This is a genomic window from Stenotrophomonas sp. TWI809 (assembly GCF_039673205.1).
Classification (GTDB): domain Bacteria; phylum Pseudomonadota; class Gammaproteobacteria; order Xanthomonadales; family Xanthomonadaceae; genus Stenotrophomonas.
In genome coordinates this window covers 51,435-71,910 of the sequence record NZ_JBDJLE010000020.1, presented here as the reverse complement: position 1 = coordinate 71,910, position 20,476 = coordinate 51,435, and the positions used below count along the sequence as shown (strand labels likewise).

General features: G+C 67.7%; 17 protein-coding genes. 10 read left to right on the top strand and 7 right to left on the bottom strand.

Annotation, left to right across the window (positions count from 1 at the left end; translation table 11 throughout):
* Positions 1-69: 69 nt before the first annotated feature.
* The 6 genes from ABE472_RS14670 to grxC all read right to left on the bottom strand — a co-directional run bounded on the left by ABE472_RS14670 (position 70) and on the right by grxC (position 4,530).
* Positions 70-978, bottom strand: coding sequence for a LysR family transcriptional regulator (locus tag ABE472_RS14670; RefSeq protein ID WP_070426713.1), 909 nt, complete (start codon positions 976-978; stop codon positions 70-72).
* A 57-nt stretch (positions 979-1,035) separates the two neighbouring features.
* Positions 1,036-1,779, bottom strand: coding sequence for an isochorismatase family cysteine hydrolase (locus ABE472_RS14665; RefSeq protein WP_346463628.1), 744 nt, complete (start codon positions 1,777-1,779; stop codon positions 1,036-1,038).
* Positions 1,780-1,938: 159 nt separating this feature from the next.
* Entirely contained in the window at positions 1,939-2,367 is a 429-nt protein-coding gene (locus ABE472_RS14660) for a hypothetical protein (RefSeq protein WP_346466522.1), read from the bottom strand.
* 132 nt (positions 2,368-2,499) lie between these two features.
* Positions 2,500-3,507, bottom strand: a complete 1,008-nt coding sequence (locus ABE472_RS14655; RefSeq protein WP_346463632.1) for an isocitrate dehydrogenase — start codon at positions 3,505-3,507, stop codon at positions 2,500-2,502.
* 334 nt (positions 3,508-3,841) lie between these two features.
* Complete coding sequence (locus tag ABE472_RS14650; protein WP_256776270.1) at positions 3,842-4,234, bottom strand: carboxymuconolactone decarboxylase family protein; 393 nt, start codon at positions 4,232-4,234, stop codon at positions 3,842-3,844.
* Positions 4,231-4,530, bottom strand: coding sequence for a glutaredoxin 3 (grxC, locus tag ABE472_RS14645; protein ID WP_019185813.1), 300 nt, complete (start codon positions 4,528-4,530; stop codon positions 4,231-4,233). The genes ABE472_RS14650 and grxC overlap by 4 nt, the downstream gene beginning before the upstream one ends.
* Before the next feature lie 141 nt (positions 4,531-4,671).
* On the opposite strand from grxC, the gene ABE472_RS14640 reads away from it, so the two are divergent.
* From ABE472_RS14640 to ABE472_RS14595, 10 genes are all read left to right on the top strand, one after another.
* Entirely contained in the window at positions 4,672-6,312 is a 1,641-nt protein-coding gene (locus tag ABE472_RS14640; protein ID WP_313209564.1) for a M48 family metalloprotease, read from the top strand.
* Between the two features lie 122 nt (positions 6,313-6,434).
* A complete protein-coding gene (gene phoB / locus ABE472_RS14635; RefSeq protein WP_121042967.1) occupies positions 6,435-7,124 on the top strand; it encodes a phosphate regulon transcriptional regulator PhoB in 690 nt (229 codons plus the stop codon).
* A gap of 98 nt (positions 7,125-7,222) precedes the next feature.
* On the top strand, positions 7,223-8,563 hold the full coding sequence (gene phoR / locus ABE472_RS14630; RefSeq protein WP_313209568.1) for a phosphate regulon sensor histidine kinase PhoR: 1,341 nt from the start codon (positions 7,223-7,225) through the stop codon (positions 8,561-8,563).
* Positions 8,560-10,641: a polyphosphate kinase 1 gene (ppk1, locus tag ABE472_RS14625; RefSeq protein WP_313209570.1), complete on the top strand. Its 2,082-nt coding sequence runs from the start codon at positions 8,560-8,562 to the stop codon at positions 10,639-10,641. Before phoR ends, ppk1 begins: the two co-directional genes overlap by 4 nt.
* A 122-nt stretch (positions 10,642-10,763) precedes the next feature.
* Positions 10,764-12,290 (top strand): exopolyphosphatase, encoded by a 1,527-nt coding sequence (ppx, locus tag ABE472_RS14620; RefSeq protein WP_346466521.1) that lies wholly within the window; start codon positions 10,764-10,766, stop codon positions 12,288-12,290.
* A 230-nt stretch (positions 12,291-12,520) separates the two neighbouring features.
* Positions 12,521-15,430 carry a TonB-dependent receptor gene (locus ABE472_RS14615; protein WP_346466520.1) on the top strand — a complete coding sequence of 970 codons (2,910 nt, stop codon included), beginning with the start codon at positions 12,521-12,523 and terminating at the stop codon, positions 15,428-15,430.
* Positions 15,431-15,577: 147 nt separating this feature from the next.
* A complete protein-coding gene (locus ABE472_RS14610) occupies positions 15,578-16,717 on the top strand; it encodes a glycosyltransferase family 1 protein (protein WP_346466519.1) in 1,140 nt (379 codons plus the stop codon).
* Positions 16,698-17,231, top strand: coding sequence for a phosphatase PAP2 family protein (locus tag ABE472_RS14605; RefSeq protein WP_313209580.1), 534 nt, complete (start codon positions 16,698-16,700; stop codon positions 17,229-17,231). Before ABE472_RS14610 ends, ABE472_RS14605 begins: the two co-directional genes overlap by 20 nt.
* Positions 17,232-17,319: 88 nt before the next feature.
* Positions 17,320-18,063: a UDP-2,3-diacylglucosamine diphosphatase gene (lpxH, locus tag ABE472_RS14600; protein ID WP_313217347.1), complete on the top strand. Its 744-nt coding sequence runs from the start codon at positions 17,320-17,322 to the stop codon at positions 18,061-18,063.
* Between the two features lie 87 nt (positions 18,064-18,150).
* Entirely contained in the window at positions 18,151-19,638 is a 1,488-nt protein-coding gene (locus ABE472_RS14595) for a DUF2235 domain-containing protein (protein WP_346466518.1), read from the top strand.
* Here the strand turns inward: ABE472_RS14595 and ABE472_RS14590 are convergent.
* Complete coding sequence (locus ABE472_RS14590; RefSeq protein WP_313217344.1) at positions 19,611-20,471, bottom strand: ferritin-like domain-containing protein; 861 nt, start codon at positions 20,469-20,471, stop codon at positions 19,611-19,613. The genes ABE472_RS14595 and ABE472_RS14590 overlap by 28 nt on opposite strands.
* Positions 20,472-20,476: the final 5 nt, after the last annotated feature.

The following is a 20,476-nucleotide window of genomic DNA, read 5'->3' as shown; positions in this document are numbered from 1 at the left end:
TTCGGGCGCCCTTCTTCATGCGCCCGCATGGCGCCCCGGCAAGCTCCGGCCGGAGCGCCTGGAAGGGTACTAGGCCGCCGCGCCGGCTTGCCCTGCGTAATGCGCAGCCAGATGCTCCACCAGCGCGCGCACCTTTGGCGCCAGCGAACGGGCGTGCGGATACAGCGCGAAGTAGCGGCGCTGCCCGGCATGCCAGCCAGGCAACACATGGATCAGGCGACCGGCGCGCAGATCGTCCTGCACGGTCAACGCGGTAAACAGGCTGATACCCATGCCGGCCCGCACTGCGGCATAGAGGGCGGGCGTGGCGTCCACGCGCAGCCGTTGGCCGGCCTCCACGCTGGCCTGCGCGCCCCGCGGGCCCTGCAGGTGCCAAGCGGTACTGGCCGCGCCGGGCTGGAACGCCAGCAGCGTGTGCGCCGGAAGGTCCGCCACCTGGCGCGGCAGGCCGTGCCGGGCCAGGTAAGCCGGCGCGGCCACCAGGATGCGCGGGCAGCATGCCAGTTCGCGGGCCACCAGTTGGCTGTCGGGCAGGCTGGCGGCAATGCGAAGCGCCATGTCGAAACCACCCCCGACCACGTCCACCAGCTGGTCGTTGGCCGACAGATCCAGGCTTACCTGCGGATAGCGGGCCAGGAACCCCGGCAGCCACTGCGGCAATTCCTGGCTGGCCACCACCTGCGGCACGCTGATGCGCAGGCGCCCGCTCGGCGCTGCCTGGCCCGCGCGGGCGCGGTCGTCGGCCAGCTCCAGCCGCTCAAGCAGGGCTACGGCATCGCGGTAATAGTCGCGCCCGGCCTCGGTCAGCGACAGCCGCCGGGTGGTGCGATCGAGCAACCGGACCTGCAGGTGCTCTTCCAGCTGCCGCAGCTGCCGCGACAGGGAGGAGTGGGTGGTTCCCTGCCGCTCTGCGGCCGCACTGAAGCTGCCGGCCTCGACGATGGCGCGCAGCGCGCGCAGGGCGGCGAAGTGATCCATCGGCAGTCAGCTCCAGGCGAGTGGCAGGACCCGCCGGATGCGGGCCTGCCCAGCTTATCAAGCGCCCTCGCCCGCCTCGCGGACCGGCAGGGCCAGGATCGCGTCGGTGGCCATGACATCGCCGAATGCATCCTCGATCTGCGCCAGGGACGCCTCGTGCAACGCGCGGTGGCCGATGCGCGTGCCATCGGCCAGGTCGAGGTCGCGACTGGCGCTGGCATCGGACGCCACGAGGACACGGTAGCCGCGCGGCGCCGCAGCCGCGTCGCGGGCGGCCCCGACGACGCAGGCATGGGTCTGGAGGCCGGTGATGATCAACGTGTCGATGCCGGCCTGCTTGAGCACCGTATCCAGCGCCGCAGCCGAGGCGCCGGCGAACACGCTGACGTTGTCCTTCTGGATGACGGTTTCGCCACTGCGCGGCTGCATGTCACGATGGAAGGCGACGTTGACACTCCCCTGCGCGAACAGCGGCGCGCCCGCCGGCAGCACATGCTGCACGTGGATGACGCGGATGCCGTGGGCATCGGCGAAGTCGACCACGCGGCGGGTCTGGCGCAGTGCGGCCATGCCGTCGGGAATGACCATGCGGCCGCCGGCGAAACCTGGCGCGGCACGGGCATCGAAGTATTCGTTCTGGAAGTCGATCACCAGCACCGCGGTCTTCGCTGCGTCGAGCGAGGCGGGCACCGGGGCACCCGCCATGTGGCGGATGGTGGGATGGGACGGTTCAGTGGCAACCACCGGGGCGGTGGCAGCCATGCCGATCAGGCTGGCCAGGCCGAAGGCCGTGAGGTTCATGGGACGACTCCTGTGCGATGGAAAGTGGGCACAGGATGCGAGGCGGATGGCGCACGAACCAGCCATGGATTGACACATGATCTGTGCAGATTTCGAACAGACCGATCGTGTGGAGTCGCGCCAGGCGCGACTGCTTTTCGTTCGGGCGCCCGTAAACGATCAGCCGCGCAGGGCTCGACTCGACGACGCCAGCGTGACGCCATTGAGCCGCACGATCACCGCGTCCTTTCGCCCTGGCACCACTTCGGCAGCGTTGCTGCCAGCGCGCACGGCACGTTCCAGGCCCGCCGGGTACTTCACCGGCACCCCTGCGAGGGTCTGCACATGCGCTGCCCCATTCTTGCCCCTGATGATGAACTCCGCGCAGGCGCCCTCCAGCCGGTACACCGGCGCCCCCGCCGGACATTCGATCAACTGCAGCGCGCGCGCTTCGCTGTGCCGCAGGTTGCGGATGGAGACCCCATGCTTGCGCAGGCGACGCAACGCGCGCTGGGAACGGGACCAGGGCCAGCAGAAGACGAAGTAGATGCCTACGCCGATCGCATAGACGGCAACAGCCGCCACCACCCACACAGCCGCATCAGGCATCTGCAAAAACCCTGTCGGTGAAAAGCCGCACTTTAAAACGCAGACGGGCCGTACATGGACGGCCCGTCTTCAACAATGCGCAGCGTTGCCTGGCTACCGCCTGGGACAGCACCCAGCAAGAGCGCCGGCCGCTTACAGGCGGCTGGCGATGGCCTGGGCGAAGCCCATGGTGTTGCCGGTGCCACCCAGGTCGCCGGTCAGCGAATCCTTGGCTTCCAGCGTGGCCACGATGGCCTTGCGCAGGCGCTCGGCGTTGTCGACCTGGCCGACATGGTCCAGCATCTGTGCGGCGGCCAGCAGCAGCGCGCACGGATTGGCCTTGCCCTGGCCGGCGATGTCCGGCGCGGTGCCGTGCACGGCTTCGAAGATCGCCGCGTTCTCACCGATGTTGGCGCCCGGGGCCAGGCCCAGGCCGCCGACCAGACCGGCACACAGGTCGGAGATGATGTCGCCGAACAGGTTGGTGGTCACGATCACATCGAACTGTTCCGGACGCATCACCAGCTGCATGCAGCAGTTGTCGACGATCATTTCCTGGAACTCGATGTCCGGGTACTTGGCTGCCACTTCACGCGCCACGGCCAGGAACAGGCCCGAGGTCGACTTGATGATGTTGGCCTTGTGCACGGCGGTGACCTTCTTGCGGCCGGTGCTGCGGGCCAGCTCGAAGGCGTAGCGCACGATGCGCTCGGAGCCCTTGCGGGTGATGCGGGTGCCGGAGAAGGCGGTCTCGCCATCGGCCGACACTTCCTGGCCTTCGGCCAGGTACGCGCCTTCGGTGTTCTCACGGACGGTGATCAGGTCCACGCCGTCGCCGAAACGCGACTTGGTGTTCGGGAACGAGACCGCCGGACGCACGTTCGCGTACAGGTCGAAATGGCGACGCAGGCTGACGTTGATCGAGGTGAAGCCGCCACCGACCGGCGTGGTCAGCGGGCTCTTCAGCGCGATCTTGTTGCGTGCGATCGACTCCAGCGTGGAGGCCGGCATCAGATCGCCGTGCTTTTCCAGCGCAGCCAGGCCCGCGTCGGCGTCTTCGTATTCAAAGCCGGTGTCCAGCTTGCCGAGCACGAACAGGGTAGCGTCCATGATCTCCGGGCCGATGCCGTCACCGCGGATGACCGTGATTTTCTGCGTCATTGATGTGTATTCCGAACCGAGGGGGAGCGCCATCCGTGAGGTGCGCAAAGCGCGGGCGCAAGGGAAGTTTCATCGGCAATTATGCCTTACCCGCCCGATGGACCCCAAATGGGCCATTGGTCTTAGGCGGGCAAGGCAGAATTGCCGCGCATGCCTCCTCTACCCCGCGCAGGCAATCACGGGGTGCTGAACGATGGGTAGCCACCGACCGTTGGTCGGTGGAAACGTGGTCCAGAACATGAACGGGAGACCGTTGCAGCACCGAGAGCGCTGGGGGCCAACGAAGCCGACCAACGGTCGGCTCTACCGCGGCGGGGCCGGGTCGGCCCCGGTCTCAATGCTCGTGAACGGCCGGCGCGTCGGCGCCACCTTCGAGCTGGTCCAGGAAATCCACCGCCCGGCGCAGGTGCGGGATCACGATCGAGCCGCCGACCACCAGGCCGACCGAGAAGGTCTCGAAGAACTCCTCGCGGGTCACGCCGGCGTCCTTGCACTGGGCCACGTGGTAGCTGATGCAGTCATCGCAGCGCAGCACCATCGAGGCGACCAGGCCCAGCAGCTCCTTGGTCTTCACATCCAGCGCGCCGGCCTGGTAGGTCTGGGTATCCAGCGCGAAGAAGCGGCGCACGACCTGGTTGGGTTCCCCCAGGATGCGCTGGTTCATGCGCTGGCGGAACTCGGTGAATTCGGCAATGCGGTCCTTGCTGCCGTCGTCGGCCGCGCTCATGCCGGGTCCTGCCCGGCCAGCAGCGGCTCCAGCTTGCCGGCACGGTGCAGCGCCATCATGTCGTCGTAGCCGCCCACATGGACCTCGCCCACGAAGATCTGCGGCACGCTGGTGCGGCGGGTCTTGGCCATCATCTTCTCGCGCTCGACCGGGTCCAGATCGATCCGGACCTCGGTCCAGTCGCGGCCCTTGCTCTTCAGGAAGTTCTTGGCGGCCACGCAGTACGGGCACACCGCGGTCGAGTAGATGGTGATGGCGGGTGCGCCACCGGGGGTGGAAACAGCATCTTGGCTCACGGGAAACTCCACAGCGGAACGTTGGTCTGTATATGGTAGCGGTCCGCTGGATTTTCCACGTCACCACCGCAACACTGTGATTTAACTGCAGGTTGCACTGGCCCTGTCACGCTGTCGTCCGTCTTCCCCCAGGAGCTCCGTTTGCGCCCCTTGCTGCTCTCTGCCGCGTTGACCCTGGCCTTGGCCGTGCCGCTGGCCGGGGCCCAGGAAAGCAAGCTGCCGGACATCGGGTCCTCGGCCGGCGAGCTGCTGACCCCGGCCCGGCAGGCCGAGTACGGCGGGATGATGCTGCGCGAACTGCGCAACTACGGCTATCTGCTCGATGATCCGCTGGTCGATGACTGGCTGCAGACCATGGGCGCCCGGTTGGGCTCCAACAGTGCCCAGCCGCGTCAGTCCTACACCTTCTTCATGCTCAAGGACCGGCAGATCAACGCCTTTGCCACCCTCGGCGGCTATATCGGGGTCAACGCGGGCCTGGTGCTGACCGCCGAGCGCGAGGACGAAGTGGCCGCGGTGCTGTCCCACGAAATCGCCCACGTCACCCAGCAGCACGTGCTGCGCGGTGTCGAACGTGCCCAGCGCGACCAGATCCCGATCCTGCTCGGCATGCTTGCCGCGATCGTGGCCGCGCAGCAGGCCGGCGGCAACTCCTCCGGTGATGCCACCATGGCCGCGATCACCTCGGGCATGGGCCTGATGCAGCAGCGCCAGATCAATTACACCCGCTCCAACGAATCCGAGGCCGACCGCCTGGGCATCCGCACGCTCGCCCGCAGCGGCTACGACGTGGATGCGATGGCCGGCTTCTTCGAGCGCATGTCGGCCTCGATGCGGGGCAACCAGGGCGGTTACAGCGTCCCGGATTTCCTGCAGACCCACCCGGTCACCACCACCCGCATCAGCGAGGCCAAGGCCCGCGCCGAGCAGATGAAGAAGGACACGGTGCTGCTCACCACCGAGGTGCCCGGCGGGGTCCGCCAGGAGCGGGTGAACCCGTCCGATCCAGCCCTCTCCGAGCCGCTGGTGCGGCGGAGCAATCCGCTGCTGCCGGCCTCGATGCAGATTTCGGTCAACGCGCTCAGCCGCGGCAGCACCGGCCAGTTCGAGTGGGCACGCGAGCGCCTGCGCGTGCTCAGCGCCGACACCCCCGGCGATGTCATCCGGGAATACGAAAGCCTGCAGCGCGCGCAGAAGAACGGGCTGACCGAGCCGCAACGCTACGGGCTGGCCCTGGGCCGGCTGCGCAACAGTGCGGCCGCGCAGGCCACCCGGGATCTGGGCGAGCTGCTGCGCGACCATCCGGACAATGTCTGGGTGGCGCTGGCGCTGGGCGAGGCCGAGTCCCGCAGCGGCCAGCCGGTGCAGGCCAACGCCCGGTTCGAAACCCTGATGCGCCAGCACCCCGGCAGCCGCCCGGTCGCGTTGACCTATGCGGCCATCCTCAATGAGCAAGGCGGGCGCGAGGCCGGCCAGCGCGCGCAGGCGATGCTGCGCCCGATGCTGTCGCAAAGCGGCAATGATCCGGTCTTCCAGCAACGCTTCGCCCGCGCCAGCGAACTGGCTGGCGACACCACACGGGCCAGCGAGGCCTATGCCGAAGCCGCGTACCTGAGTGGCCGCCCGGAGCAGGCGCTGATCCAGCTGCAGGCCTTGAAGCGGCAGCCGAACCTGGATTATGTCGGCCGTGCCCGGGTCGATGCCCGGATCGAGAGCATCACCCCCACGGTGCTGGAAATGCGCCGACAGGGAATCGACGACCCGGAGCTGGACCGCCGCTGAGGCGCGCCCGGATGACGGTGGGATGGCGGCCCACGACGGGAACGGCCCCCTCGTCACAAACCTGTCATGAAACCGTAGTCTACTGAGCTCAATCCCGATCTGATGAGCAATACGGTGGGCACGTGCAGAAACGCATCCTGATCGTCGATGACGAACCCGCGATCCGCGAAATGGTCGCCTTTGCCCTGCGCAAGGGCGACTACGACCCGATCCATGCCGGCGACGCGCGCGAGGCGCAGACCGCCATCGCCGATCGCGTCCCGGACCTGATCCTGCTGGACTGGATGCTCCCGGGCACCAGCGGCCTGGAGCTGGCCCGGCGCTGGCGCAAAGAAGCCCTGACCCGCGAAGTGCCGATCATCATGCTGACCGCGCGCGGGGAAGAGAACGACCGCGTCGGTGGCCTGGAAGCCGGAGTGGACGACTACGTGGTCAAGCCGTTCTCGGCGCGCGAACTGCTGGCCCGCATCCGTGCGGTCATGCGCCGCGCCCGCGACGATGACGAAGATGGCAGCGTCGCGGTCGGTACGATCCGCATCGATGGCGCCGCGCACCGCGTCTTCGCCGGCGACCAGCCGGTGCCGATCGGTCCGACCGAGTACCGCCTGCTGCACTTCTTCATGACCCACCCTGAGCGCGTGTACACCCGCGCCCAGTTGCTGGATCACGTGTGGGGCGGCAGCGTGTATGTGGAGGAGCGCACCATCGACGTGCACATCCGCCGCCTGCGCAAGACGCTGGAGCCGTTCGCCGCGGAGAACATGGTGCAGACCGTACGCGGCGCCGGCTACCGGTTCTCGACGTCCACCTGAGTCTCGTCGGGCCGGTCCCGGGCGCGCATGCCCGGTTCCGGCCACTCCTGCTATAACCTTGGATCGAGTCCGAGGACCGCACTTTCTGCGAGACCGCAATGCCCCGCCACATCCGTTCTGCCTGGTTGAAAACGCTGGCCACCCTCGCCGCCCTGCTGCTCGCGGCCGGCTTGCTGGGCCTGGCAGTCGGACATGTGTGGATGTGCATCGCACTGGCCTCCATCGGTGCACTGGCGTGGCATTACTGGCGGCTGCGCCGGGTGCTGCGCGGCCTCACCGCGCGCCATCGCTGGGACATGGGTGACGGCACCGGTGTATGGAACGAGCTGGACCGCCTGCTCTACCGCAACCAGTGGGAAATGCGCACGCGCAAGCGTCGCCTGCTGGACATGCTGCGCAGCTATCGCGCTGCTGCGGCCGCGCTGCCGGATGCGGTGGTGGTGGTCGACCGCAACAGCCAGCGCGTGCAGTGGTTCAACGAAGCGGCGACCTCGCTGCTCGGTCTGCACCACCCGGGCGACCTGGGCGAAGCGCTGGTTGAACGCCTGCAGCCGATGCCGCTGGCGCACTGGCTGGCCGGGGGCCGCAATGCCGAACCGATCCTGGATGTGCCCTCCCCGGTCGATCCGGCGATCCGCCTCAACCTGCGCCTGATCCCCTACTCGCCCGATTACTGGCTGCTGATCGCACGCGACGTCAGCAAGCTGCTGCGACTGGAACAGGTCCGCCGCGACTTCGTCGCCAACGTCTCGCATGAACTGCGCACGCCGCTGACGGTAGTGCACGGTTACCTGGACATGATGGACCCGGAGGACTTCCCCGGCACCGGCCCGATGCTGGAGGAAATGCGCAAGCAATCCCAGCGCATGGCGCAGCTGGTCGAAGACCTGCTCACCCTGTCGCGGCTGGAATCGCAGGAACACACCGAAGCCGAAGCCGTGGCGATGACGCCGATGTTGGCCACGCTGCGTCGCGAGGCCGAAGCACACAGCCAGGGCCGTCACCAGATCAGCATCATCGATACCGCCGGTGTGGATCTGCAGGGCTCCAACAAGGAACTGCACAGCGCATTCTCCAACCTGGTCACCAACGCGGTGCGCTACACCCCGGCCGGTGGCCGCGTGGAAGTGGAGTTCGCGCGCGAAGGCGAAGGTGTGGTGCTGTCGGTACGCGATACCGGTTACGGCATCCCGGCCAACCATCTGCCGCGCCTGACCGAACGCTTCTACCGTGTCTCCAGCAGCCGCTCGCGCGAAAGCGGCGGCACCGGCCTGGGGCTGTCGATCGTCAAACACATTCTCGGCCTGCACCACGCCCGCCTGGAGATCCAGAGCGAGGTGGGTAAAGGCAGCACGTTCTCGTGCCATTTCGATGCCGACCAGGTGCGTGCGCGCAACGAGGTCGTCTCCCTTCCTTCTTCTGAAGACTTTTCCGCATGAGCACTCCTGTTCCCGTCGCCGTGCCTGTGGACGGCGATCCGCTGCGCGATCCGGCGCTGTACATCAACCGTGAGCTGTCGCAGCTGGATTTCAACTTCCGCGTGCTGGCCCAGGCCATGGACCCGCAGGTACCGCTGCTGGAGCGCCTGCGCTTCATGTGCATCTCCTGCACCAACCTGGACGAGTTCTTCGAGATCCGCGCGGCCGCGGTGCGCCATGCGCAGGAGTTCGGCCTGCCGCCAGCGCCGGACGGCATGACGCCGCAGGCGATCCTCAACGCCATCCATGACCGTGCCGCGCAGCTGGTGGACCAGCAGTACCGCTGCTGGAACGAGACGCTGCGCCCGGCACTGCATGAAGCCGGCATCGACGTGCTCGGCCGGCACTCCTGGAACCATCGCCAGAAGCGCTGGCTGCGGGCGTATTTCCGCAACGAGATCATGCCGGTGCTGTCCCCGCTCGGCCTGGATCCGTCGCACCCGTTCCCGAAGATCCTCAACAAGTCGTTGAACATCGTGGTCGTGCTCAAGGGCACCGACGCGTTCGGTCGCGCTGGGCATCTGGCGATCGTGCGTGCACCGCGTTCACTGCCGCGCATCATCCAGCTGCCGGAAAAACTCGGCGGCCCGCAGACCTTCGTGTTCCTGTCCTCGGTGTTGTCCACGTTCGTCGATGAGATGTTCCCGGGCATGGAAGTCCAGGGCGCGTATCAGTTCCGCGTGACCCGCAATTCCGAGCTGGTGGTGGACGAGGAAGAGGTCGAGAACCTGGCCCTGGCGCTGCGCGATGAGCTGGTCGATCGTGGCTACCGCCCGGCGGTGCGGCTGGAGATCGCGCAGGACTGCCCGCGCGATATCGTGCGCACCCTGCTGCAGAACTTCGGGCTGACCGAAAACGCGGTCTACCGCATCGACGGCCCGGTCAACCTCAACCGCGTGGTCCAGCTGTACGACGTGATCCAGCGGCCGGACCTGAAGTACCCCTCGCTGAGCCCGCGCGTGCTGCGCGACAGCGATGGCATCTTCGAGATCGTCGCGCGCCGGGATGTGCTCCTGCACCACCCCTTCGATGCGTTCACTGCCGTGCTGGACGTGATCAAGCAGGCGGCCGTCGACCCGAACGTGCTGGCGATCAAGCAGACGCTGTACCGCACCGGCAAGGATTCGCTGATCGTCGATGCGCTGATCCAGGCCGCACGCAACGGCAAGGACGTGACCGTCGTGGTCGAGCTGCGCGCGCGCTTCGATGAAGAAGCCAACCTCGGCCTGGCCGACCGCCTGCAGGAAGCCGGCGTGCAGGTCGTCTACGGGGTGGTCGGTTTCAAGACCCACGCCAAGATGCTGCTGATCGTGCGCCGCGAAGGCCGCAAGCTGCGCCGCTACGTGCACCTGGGCACCGGCAACTATCACAGCGGTACCGCGCGGGCCTACACCGACCTGAGCCTGATCACCGCCGATCCGGACATCGGCAACGATGTGCACCTGCTGTTCCAGCAGCTGTCCGGGCTGGCCCCGCGGATGAAGCTCAAGCGCCTGCTGCAGTCGCCCTTCACCCTGCACCCGGGTCTGCTGCAGCGCATCGAGCGCGAAACACGCCTGGCCGCCAGTGGCCGTCCGGGGCGGATCATCGCCAAGATGAACGCCCTCAACGAACCCCAGATGATCCGGGCCCTGTACGCGGCCTCGCAGGCGGGCGTGCAGATCGACCTGATCGTGCGCGGCGCCTGCACGCTGCGCCCCGGCGTCCCCGGTGTCTCGGACACCATCCGGGTGCGCTCGATCGTCGGCCGCTTCCTGGAACACAGCCGGGTCTACTGGTTCGGCAACGATGGGGCCTCGGAGCTGTTCTGCGCCAGCGCGGACTGGCTGGAGCGCAACCTGCTGCGCCGGGTCGAGACCTGTTTCCCCATCCTGGACCCGGAACTGGCACGCAAGGTCTACCGCGACGTGCTGCAGAACTACCTGGACGACAACCTCAACGCCTGGGAGCTGCAGGCCGACGGCAGCTACATCAAGTGCACGCCCGGCCACGACGAGCCGCCGCACGCGGCGCAGATGGCCCTGCTGCAGGGTCTGTAGGTACCGACCGTTGGTCGGTACGCGCTGATTGCCTGCCCCTTCGATGCGACCGGTCGTCGCAGAGAGCCCATGTGAAGGGCGCGCGGTGACTTCGCGACCCACCGTTCGGCTAACATTCGCAAATGCCGCATACCTCCACGACTCCGCCCGCTTTGCAGGATGGCGACCTGCTCGCCGCCATCGACCTGGGATCCAACAGTTTCCACATGGTCATCGCGCGATACACCCTCGGGCAGTTGCGGGTGGTCGACCGCCTGCGCGAGACCGTGCGCATGGCCGATGGCCTGGATGGCAAAGGCGGCCTGTCCGCCGAGGCCCGTCAGCGCGCGTTGGAATGCCTGGCCCGGTTCGGCCAGCGCATCCGTGCGATCCCCTCGGTACGCGTCCGCGCGCTGGCCACCAACACGGTGCGCCAGCTGCGCTCGCCGCAGGCCTTCCTGATGCCGGCCGAAACCGCGCTCGGGCATGCGATCGAAGTGGTCAGCGGCCGCGAAGAGGCGCGTCTGATCTACCTCGGCGTGGCCCATGCGCAGCCGCCCAAGGCGGACCAGCGCCGGCTGGTGATCGATATCGGCGGTGGCTCCACGGAATTCATCATCGGCCAGGGCATGCAGACCCTGGAGCGCGAAAGCCTGCAGGCCGGCTGCATCGCCAGCACGCGCCGCTTCTTCCCGGGCGGCAAGCTGAGCAAGAAGCGCTGGAAGGACGCCTTGACCGAAATCGGCGCGGAGTTCCAGCAGTTCGCCAACAAGTACCGCGCACTGGGCTGGCACGAAGCACTGGGGTCCTCCGGCACGCACAAGGCGATCAGCGAAATCTGCGCCACCATGAAACTGAGCAAGGGCGCGATCACCGCCGAGGCATTGCCGCAGCTGCGCGATGAGCTGCTCAAGGCCAAGCGCATCGAAGACATCGATCTGCCGGGCCTCTCCGCGGATCGTCGCCCGATCATCGCCGGTGGCATCCTGGTACTCGAAGCCGCCTTCCAGGCACTCGGGCTGCAGAAGCTGCTGGTCAGCAAGGCCGCGATGCGCGAGGGCATTCTCTACGACATCCTCGGCCGCGCCAGCGAGAACGACCTGCGCGACGAATCGGTCGCGGCACTGACCCAGCGTTACGGCATCGATACCGTCCAGGCTGATCGCGTGGAAAGCACGGCCATGAACCTGCTCGCCCAGGTCGAAGAAAGCTGGCAGCTGGATCCGGACGATGCCCGCATGCTCGGCTGGTCCGCGCGGCTGCACGAGCTCGGCCTGATGATCGCGCACAGCGGTTACCACGTGCATGGCAGCTACGTGCTGGAGAACTCGGACATCGCCGGCTTCTCGCGGCAGGAACAGCAGCTGCTCGCCGCGCTCGTGCGCAGCCATCGCCGCAATATTTCCAAGTCCGCCTTCGATGCGCTGCCCGAGCGGCTGCTGCAACCGGCACGGCGCATGACCGCCCTGTTGCGCCTGGCAGTGCTGCTCAACCGCGCGCACGAAGACACGCCGATGCCGGCGCTGGAACTGACCGCCGAGGATGCGCGCCTGTCGTTGATCCTGCCGCAGGCGTACATCGATGCGCGTCCGCTGCTGCGCGCGGACCTGATCGGGGAAACCGAAGGCATGGCCGGGCTCGGTGTGCAGTTCCGCCCCTTTGTTGCCTGACGCTTTCTGCCCGCTTCCAAACGTGCGTCTGCAGCAATTCGTGGACTGAATTCGCAGAACGCACGGCCCATGACGTATTTGTGAGAACGACCTCACATGTCCTTCATGAACGCTTAACGAATCGATCTACTCTCGGGACACCGGCCTTCATTGGGCTGGATTTTTGAAGAAGGCGGTACTTGGGTCCGCCGACTTCTTGGCCGTCGTTCCGATTAGAGAGAGAGTCGATCATGTCTTCATCCACTACCCCGCTGGGGCAGGCGATCCGCCTGGCCCTGGTCGCCGGCACCGCTGGCCTGGCATCCACCGCCGTCCTCGCCCAGGACGCTACCCCGACCACCCTGGACCGCATCGAGATCACCGGCTCGCGCATCCGCCAGGTCGATGTCGAGTCCGCCCAGCCGGTGCTCGCGATCAGCCGCGCCGACATCGAGCGGCAGGGCTTCAGTTCAGTTGCCGATATCCTGCAGAACCTGACCGCGGTCGGCAGCCCGGCGCTGAGCCGCTCCAACGTGCTCGCTGCCGGCGAAAATGCCGGCGGCACCTACATCGACATGCGCAACCTGGGCGCACAACGCACCCTGGTGCTGATCAACGGCAAGCGTCTGGGCATCAACACCGGCGGCTACCAGGACATCTCCAGCGTGCCGGTCTCGGCGATCGAACGCATGGAGGTGCTGAAGGATGGCGCCTCGGCGATCTATGGCTCGGACGCGATGGCCGGCGTGATCAACATCATCACCCGCAGCAACGTCAGCGGCGTGACCGCCAACGTCTACCAGGGCCAGTACAGCCAGGGCGATGGCGCGCGCACCAGTGTCGATGTGGTGGCCGGCTGGTCCAACGACCGCGCCTCGCTGACCTTCTCGGCCGAGCACACCGAAGAGAAGGGCGTCTGGGCACGCAACCGCTGGTTCAGCGAATTCCCGAACACCACCCGCCACCCCGGCGACAACTGGACCCAGCTCAGCCAGTGGGGCCAGATCACTGGCCTGAGGGGCCCGGGCTGCACCGCCGCGGCGGGCTGCAATTATTCGCTGGATCGCGGCGCCGACCCGACCAACCCGGCCAACTACCATCTCAGCGATCTGACCCCGTTCACCGGTGATGTCAGCAACGCACAGGAGCAGATGCACCTGATCTCGCCGCTCAAGCGCGATTCGCTGTTCCTCGATGGGCGCGTGGACCTGACCGACGACATCCGCCTGACCACGCAGCTGGGCTACAACAAGCGCACGTCCACCCGCCAGGTGGCCGGCTATCCGCTGCAGTCCGCCACCGCCGGTATCGGGCGGATGTCGGCCGACAGCTGGTTCAATCCGTTCGGCAACCACCACGGCTATGACACCCCCACCGACATCGCCTGGAACCGCCGCGCCTGGGAGGTTCCGCGGGTCAGCACCAGCGAGCTGACCACCTGGCGCGCCGTGGCCGCGCTGGAAGGCAGCTTCGAGGTGGGCGAGCGCTACTTCGATTGGGAAGTGGGCTACCAGTACAACCGCAGCGAACTGCTGCAGCGGTCGACCGGCAATCTGCACAAGGAACGGGTCAAGAACGCGGTCGGCCCGTCGTATTACAACGAGGCCACCGGCAAGGTGGAATGTGGCGTCCCGGGCGCACCGATCGCGGGCTGCATGCCGTGGAACCCGCTGGCGCCGTATGGCAGCAACGACCCCAATGGGCTGAGCGGCAACCAGGCCCTGATCGACCATCTGTTCCCGCCGGAAATCACGCGCGGCAAGACCACCACCCGCAATGCGTTCGCCAGCATCGCCGGTACGGTGATGACCCTGCCGGCCGGTGATCTGGGCTTCGCCTTCGGCGTGGAAACGCGCAAGGAGGCCGGTGAGTTCATCCCCGATGCGCTGGCCCAGAGCGGCGCCACCACCAACCTGGCCGCCGGCCCGACCGGGGGCAGCTACAAGGTCAATGAGGCCTACCTGGAGCTGAGCGTGCCGATCCTTGCCGACCTGCCGGGTGCGCGCGAGCTGAGCCTGAGCGCCGCCACCCGCCACTCGGACTACAGCACCTTCGGCACCACCCTCAACAGCAAGTTCGGCTTCAAGTGGAAGCCGATCGAACAGTTGCTGGTACGCGGCACGTGGGCGCAGGGCTTCCGCGCGCCGACCATCTCCGATCTGTATGGCGGCGGTTCGGAAACCTTCACCACCGGCTACCGTGACCCCTGCGACACCGTCTACGGGGCCTCGGCCAGCAGTGCCGAGGTGCGTGCCCGGTGCGCTGCCGACATCGCCAATGCCGACGCCTACCGCCAGCTGCGCCAGGGCGGCGTGCCGATCACCAGCAGCAGCGACCAGACCCCGGTGCCGTTCACCAACGGCTCCAACCCTGACCTGCAGCCGGAAACCTCGACCAGCCGCACGCTGGGCCTGGTCTGGAGCCCGTCCTTCGTGCCCCACCTCAACGTGGCGCTGGACTGGTGGAAGGTCCGCATCGACAACACCATCGTCAACGATCACCCCAACGACATGCTGCGCGACTGCTATGAGCAGGGCATCACCTCGCGCTGCAGCGGCTTCACCCGCGATCCGGTCACCGGCATCGTGGACCAGTTGACGTACGGCAGGCGCAACTCCGGCTTCCTGGAAACCGAAGGCTACGACCTGGAGCTGAGCCACCACCTGGATACCCGCCATGGCAAGTTGAGCACGGGGTGGACGACGACCTATGTCAGTTCCTACCTCGAGCGCACCACCAACGACGCTGATGTGGTGCCCGAAACGAAAAACGGCATCGGCAGCGGCTTCCGCGTGCGCTCCAACCTGACCCTGGGCTGGGACGTGGGCAACTTCGGCGCCAGCTGGACCGCCCGCTACTACTCCGGCGTCAAGGAACGCTGCATCAACGCACGAGCCCGACCGGACGAGTGCTCCGACCCCGGCGTGCAGGCCCCGTGGTATGCCGGCTCGCGTGACTACAACGAGCGCGGCTCGGTCACCTTCCACGACGTGCAGTTCCGCTACTCCCTGCCGTGGGACGCCACCGTCTCGGTCGGTGCCAACAACGTGTTCGAGAAGTACGGCCCGATCATGTACACCCAGCCGAACTCGACGTTCTCGTACTACGGCGGTTACGACATCGGCCGCTTCCTGTACATGAAGTACCAGCAGCGTTTCTGATCGCCGCCCGGTAACCTCGCTCGATCACCACGGCCCTTCGGGGCCGTGGTTTTTTTCTGCCGGCGTGCGCGTCATGCCGGCGTCATACGGCGGTCATGTCGGCTACATCGCCCGGACCCAGCATGCGTGGCATACCGGAGGCCCGCCATGCGCTATGCCATCGTCACCGAAACCTATCCCCCGGAAGTCAACGGCGTCGCCCTGACCGTGCAGGGCCTGGAACTGGGGCTGCGTGCCGCCGGCCATCAGGTCGATCTGGTCCGGCCCCGGCAACCCTCCGATGTCGAGGCGGTGGACGGCACGGTGCTGGTCACCGGCGCCAACCTGCCGCGCTACCCCGGCCTGCGCTTCGGCCTACCCGCACCCTCCCGCCTGGCCCGCCAGTGGCAGCAGCAGCGTCCGGACGCGATCTACATCGCCACCGAAGGCCCGCTGGGCTGGTCGGCACTGCGCACCGCGCGGCGCCTCGGGATTCCGGTCGCCACCGGCTTCCATACCCGCTTCGATGAGTACCTGCCCGACTACGGCGTGGCCTGGCTGCAGGCCGCCGCGCTGCGCTGGATGCGCCGCTTCCACAACCAGGCCGATGCCACCCTGGTGCCGACCCAGGAGCTGCAGCAGTTCCTCGGCGAGCAGGGCTTTGATCGCGTGCGCCTGCTGGCGCGCGCCGTGGACAGCAGTCAGTTCGAGCCCGAGCGCCGTGACCCGGCGCTGCGCGAGGAGTGGGGCATCGATGGCAACGGCTTCGCCGCGATCTACGTCGGCCGCATCGCCCCGGAAAAGAACCTCGGGCTGGCGGTCAAAGCGTTCCGCCGCCTGCAGCAGGTGCGGCCGAAGGCGCGGTTCGTGTTCGTCGGCGATGGCCCGTCACGCGCCAAGCTGGCCCACGACAATCCGGACTTCATCTTCTGCGGCGTGCAGCGCGGGGATGCGCTGGCGCGGCACTTCGCCAGCGGCGATCTGTTCCTGTTCCCCAGCCGCAGCGAGACCTTCGGCAACGTCACCCTTGAAGCCATGGCCAGCGGTCTGGCCACGGTCGCCTTCGATTACGGCGCCGCCCGGGAATACCTGCGCACCGATGAGAGCGGCATCGCCGTGAATGACGACAGCGAGTTTGTGACCGCCGCCGTGCAGCTGGCCGGCGACGACGCCCTGCGCCACCGGCTCGGCCGCACTGCCGCCACCGCGATGAAGCGGCTGCATCCGCAGCACGTGGTCGCCGAGTTCGATGCGCTGCTGGCTGAACTGGCCCAGGCCCGGAGGCCGCATGCCGACCACGCCGCTTGATGCCCTGCGCGGGCGCGAAACCCGCTGGTGCCGCCGCGCCAACCACTACTGTCGGCACCGCCGGATCCGCCATGCCTTCGCGGTGATCAGCCGCCTGGGCGATGGCGCGTTCTGGTACGCGCTGATGGGCGCGCTGGTGCTGCTGGACGGCTTGGATGGCCTGCGTGCTTCGTTGCACATGGCCGCCACCGGCTTGATGGCACTGCTGCTGTACAAGGGCCTCAAGCGCTGGACGCGCCGCCCGCGGCCATTTGCCGCCGACCTGCGCATCCGCGCCTGGGTGGCGCCGCTGGACGAGTTCAGTTTCCCGTCCGGGCACACTCTGCACGCGGTGTCCTTCACGATCGTGGCACTGGCCTACTACCCGTGGCTGGCCCCGTTGCTGGTGCCCTTCACCGTGCTGATCGGCCTGTCGCGGGTGGTGCTGGGCCTGCACTACCCCAGCGATGTGCTGGCCGCGACCGGCATCGCCGCACTGCTGGCCGCCGCCAGCCTGCAATGGCTGCCGTTGTAGCCAGGATCGCCGCGCCCCCTTTCGACTCGACAAGGGCAGTTCACCTGTCGCGCTGCCTCGCCCCGTGATCCCGTTTTACAATGGGTCCATGACCACGCTGTTCATCTCCGATCTGCACCTGGACCCGAGTCGTCCAGCCATCACCGACCTGTTCCTGGCCTTCCTGCGCGATGAAGCGATGCAGGCCGAGGCCCTGTACATCCTGGGCGATCTGTTCGAAGCCTGGATCGGCGATGACACGCCCTCCCCGGCCGCCGATGCGGTGGCCGTCGCGCTGCATGCCGTGGCCGATGCCGGCGTGCCGGTGTACTTCATCCGCGGCAACCGCGATTTCCTGGTCGGCGAGGACTACGCGCGCCGCGCGGGATTCACGATCCTGCCCGACCCGAGCGTGATTGATCTGTATGGCCGCCCGGTGCTGCTGCAGCACGGCGACCTGCTGTGCACCGACGATATCGCCTACCAGCAGTTCCGCACGCAGACCCGCGACCCGGTGTTCCAGGCGCAGTTCCTGTCGCAGCCGCTGGCCGCGCGCATCGCCTTCGCACAGAAGGCGCGCGATGCCAGCCAGGCACGCCAGTCGGAAATGAAGCAGGGTGACCGTGCCCAGTTCGAGACCGTCACCGATGTCGCGCCGGCGGAAGTGGATGCCACGTTCGGCCGCTATGGCGTTGACACGATGATCCACGGCCACACCCACCGCCCGGCCATCCACGCGCTGCAGGCCGGCGGGCGCGACTGCACCCGCATCGTACTGGGCGACTGGTACGAGCAGGGTTCGGTGCTGCGCGTCACGCCGGACGGCTGGACACTGGATTCGCTGGCGACCTGACGCCGGCAGCGGCCTGGCCTGCCGTGCTGTTCCGGCGCGGGGCTTCCGCGCTACCTTAGCCGGGCATCCTCGGGGAGCAGGGACGATATGGTGGTGGCAGCTACCCAACCGACGACGGCGCCGACGGTGTCCCTGCACATCGGTCTGTTCTTCGACGGCACCCGCAACAACGCTGACAACCTGCAGCGCGCCTCACGCCCGGCAGGCGCCACGACGCCCACACCGCGCCCACCGGCCGTGGTCGCCGATGATGCCTCCCCGTACCAGAGCCGCTTGACCAGCAGCTACAGCAACGGCCTGACCAATATCGCGCGGCTGCATGCGCTGTATCCGGACCATCGGCAGATGCCGCCCGCAGGCAACACGCTCGCGCTGTCGCTCTATATCGAGGGCGTGGGCACGCGCACCGGTGAAGACGACGACCTGTTGGGGCTGGCGTTCGGCATCGGTCGCACCGGTGTCCGCGCGAAGCGACGCCGGGCGCTGGAGCAGATGCTGCCCGACGCGCTGCGCCAGCTCGCCCGTGCGCACCCTGGCCGCGTACTCGGCAGCGTGCGGATGGATCTGTTCGGCTATTCGCGTGGCGCGGCCAGCGCGCGCGACGCGATGAACGTGCTCAACGCACCCGGTGCCGCCGCGTGGCTGCGCGAGCAACTGGTGCGCTCGGGCTGGTCACTGGCGCCGGGATTTCCAGACGCGGTGCGGCCGGTGCGCTTCGTCGGCCTGCTCGATACCGTGGTGGCGATCGGCCGCCAGCATGGCGATGAGATGCCGGTGGTCGCCCTGCCCGCCGGCTGCGCGGACAAGGTAGTGCAGCTGGTCGCGCGCGATGAGCACCGCGAGCATTTCGCGCTGACCAGCGTGGCGCCCGAACATGAAGAGATCGCGTTGCCAGGCGTGCACGCCAACATCGGCGGCGGCTACGACCAGCGCATCGAAGGACCCAAGCTGCTGAGCCGGCCGGAGGGACAGCTGCTGCGTGGCACCGGACTGGCCGCAGGCGATGTACCGCCGCTGGCGCTGCTGCGCGCGAGCACGGTCTACCGCGCCGCACAGGCGACGTGTCGGCGCTGGCAGCGCGCACTGGGGCTGGGGGATGACGCGATCTGGGTGGATGTCTGGCACCACTGGCAGCAGCAGCGGGTCGCCGGCAGCCGCAGCGTCCTGCCGCAATTCACCCTGCGGGCGTACGCGGCGGTGGTGCTGCGCCGCGAGATCGATGCGCGTTACCAGTTCATCGCGCTGCGGCTGCTGCACCAGCGTGCGGCCGCGGCAGGTGTCGCCTGGACAACCTCACCGGACGCGTTGCCCGCACTCGCACTGCCCGCGGCACTGCAGCCCATCGCGGCCCGGTTGCTGGCCGGCCATCCGCTGGATGCCGCGCAGGAACGCACGCTTCGCCAGCATTACCTAATGCAGTCCGCGCACTGGAACTTCGATGCCCTGGGCGACACTGCGCTGCTCTATGCCGCCGATGAAGGCACGCGGGAACTGCCGTATCGGCCGGGGCCAGGGCTGTTCTACGTCAACCGGCCGACCGAAAACGGTCAGCGCGTGGTGCTGGCCAACACCTGACCGCGCAGTTCGGTCTGTTCGATCAGCTCGGCCAGTTCTTCTTCGTCGAAGCCGGCGAGCAGCCTGGCTTCGAGGTTGAACGGGCCATACAGGAAGCCGCCGGCGTACTCGCGCAGCAATGCCATGAACCGCGGGCGTGGCTCGACGTTCTCGCGCGTGCAGTACCAGCGGTACCATCGCGAACCAGCGGCCACATGCGCCACCTCTTCGCGCAGGATGATCTCCAGCACATCGGCGGTGGCATGGTCGCCTCCGGCGCGCAGCTTCACGATCATGCCCGGGGTGACATCCAGCCCGCGCGCTTCCAGCACACGCGGCACCAGCGCCATGCGCGCGAGCCCGTCATGCGCGGTCTTCTCGCACATTTCCCACAGGCCGTTGTGCGCGTCGAAATCGCCGTAGGCATAGCCGTTGGCCTGCAGCCGATCGTGCAGCAGCATGAAGTGGCGCGATTCGTCATCGGCCACGCTGACCCAGTCGGCATGGAAGGAGCCCGGCAGGCCGCGGAAACGGTAGACCGCATCCCAGGCCAGGTCGATCGCATTGAGTTCGATATGCGCGATGGCGTGCACGAACGCCGCGCGCCCTTCCACGCTGCCCAGGCCACGACGCGGCAGATCGCGCGGGTGGACGAGTGTGGGCCGGGCCGGGCGGCCCGGCATCCGGATCGGCTCCGGCGCCGGCGCATCGGCCGGTGCCTTCAGGCGACCGGCACGGAACTGCACGGCGTAGTGCTGGGTCAACGCGACCTTGCGCAACGGATCCGGCTCGGCCAGGCACTGCTGCGCGGCCTGCAGCAGATCGCCGGCCGCGCTGTCCAACACGTCACTCATGCCCT

Coding starts and splice junctions, on each gene's coding strand:
- ABE472_RS14670 (WP_070426713.1), bottom strand. CDS start 978: ATGGATCACTTCGCCGCCCTGCGCGCGCTGCGCGCCATCGTCGAGGCC.
- ABE472_RS14665 (WP_346463628.1), bottom strand. CDS start 1,779: ATGAACCTCACGGCCTTCGGCCTGGCCAGCCTGATCGGCATGGCTGCC.
- ABE472_RS14660 (WP_346466522.1), bottom strand. CDS start 2,367: ATGCCTGATGCGGCTGTGTGGGTGGTGGCGGCTGTTGCCGTCTATGCG.
- ABE472_RS14655 (WP_346463632.1), bottom strand. CDS start 3,507: ATGACGCAGAAAATCACGGTCATCCGCGGTGACGGCATCGGCCCGGAG.
- ABE472_RS14650 (WP_256776270.1), bottom strand. CDS start 4,234: ATGAGCGCGGCCGACGACGGCAGCAAGGACCGCATTGCCGAATTCACC.
- phoR (WP_313209568.1), top strand. CDS start 7,223: ATGCCCCGCCACATCCGTTCTGCCTGGTTGAAAACGCTGGCCACCCTC.
- ppk1 (WP_313209570.1), top strand. CDS start 8,560: ATGAGCACTCCTGTTCCCGTCGCCGTGCCTGTGGACGGCGATCCGCTG.
- ppx (WP_346466521.1), top strand. CDS start 10,764: ATGCCGCATACCTCCACGACTCCGCCCGCTTTGCAGGATGGCGACCTG.
- ABE472_RS14615 (WP_346466520.1), top strand. CDS start 12,521: ATGTCTTCATCCACTACCCCGCTGGGGCAGGCGATCCGCCTGGCCCTG.
- ABE472_RS14610 (WP_346466519.1), top strand. CDS start 15,578: ATGCGCTATGCCATCGTCACCGAAACCTATCCCCCGGAAGTCAACGGC.
- ABE472_RS14605 (WP_313209580.1), top strand. CDS start 16,698: ATGCCGACCACGCCGCTTGATGCCCTGCGCGGGCGCGAAACCCGCTGG.
- lpxH (WP_313217347.1), top strand. CDS start 17,320: ATGACCACGCTGTTCATCTCCGATCTGCACCTGGACCCGAGTCGTCCA.
- ABE472_RS14595 (WP_346466518.1), top strand. CDS start 18,151: ATGGTGGTGGCAGCTACCCAACCGACGACGGCGCCGACGGTGTCCCTG.
- ABE472_RS14590 (WP_313217344.1), bottom strand. CDS start 20,471: ATGAGTGACGTGTTGGACAGCGCGGCCGGCGATCTGCTGCAGGCCGCG.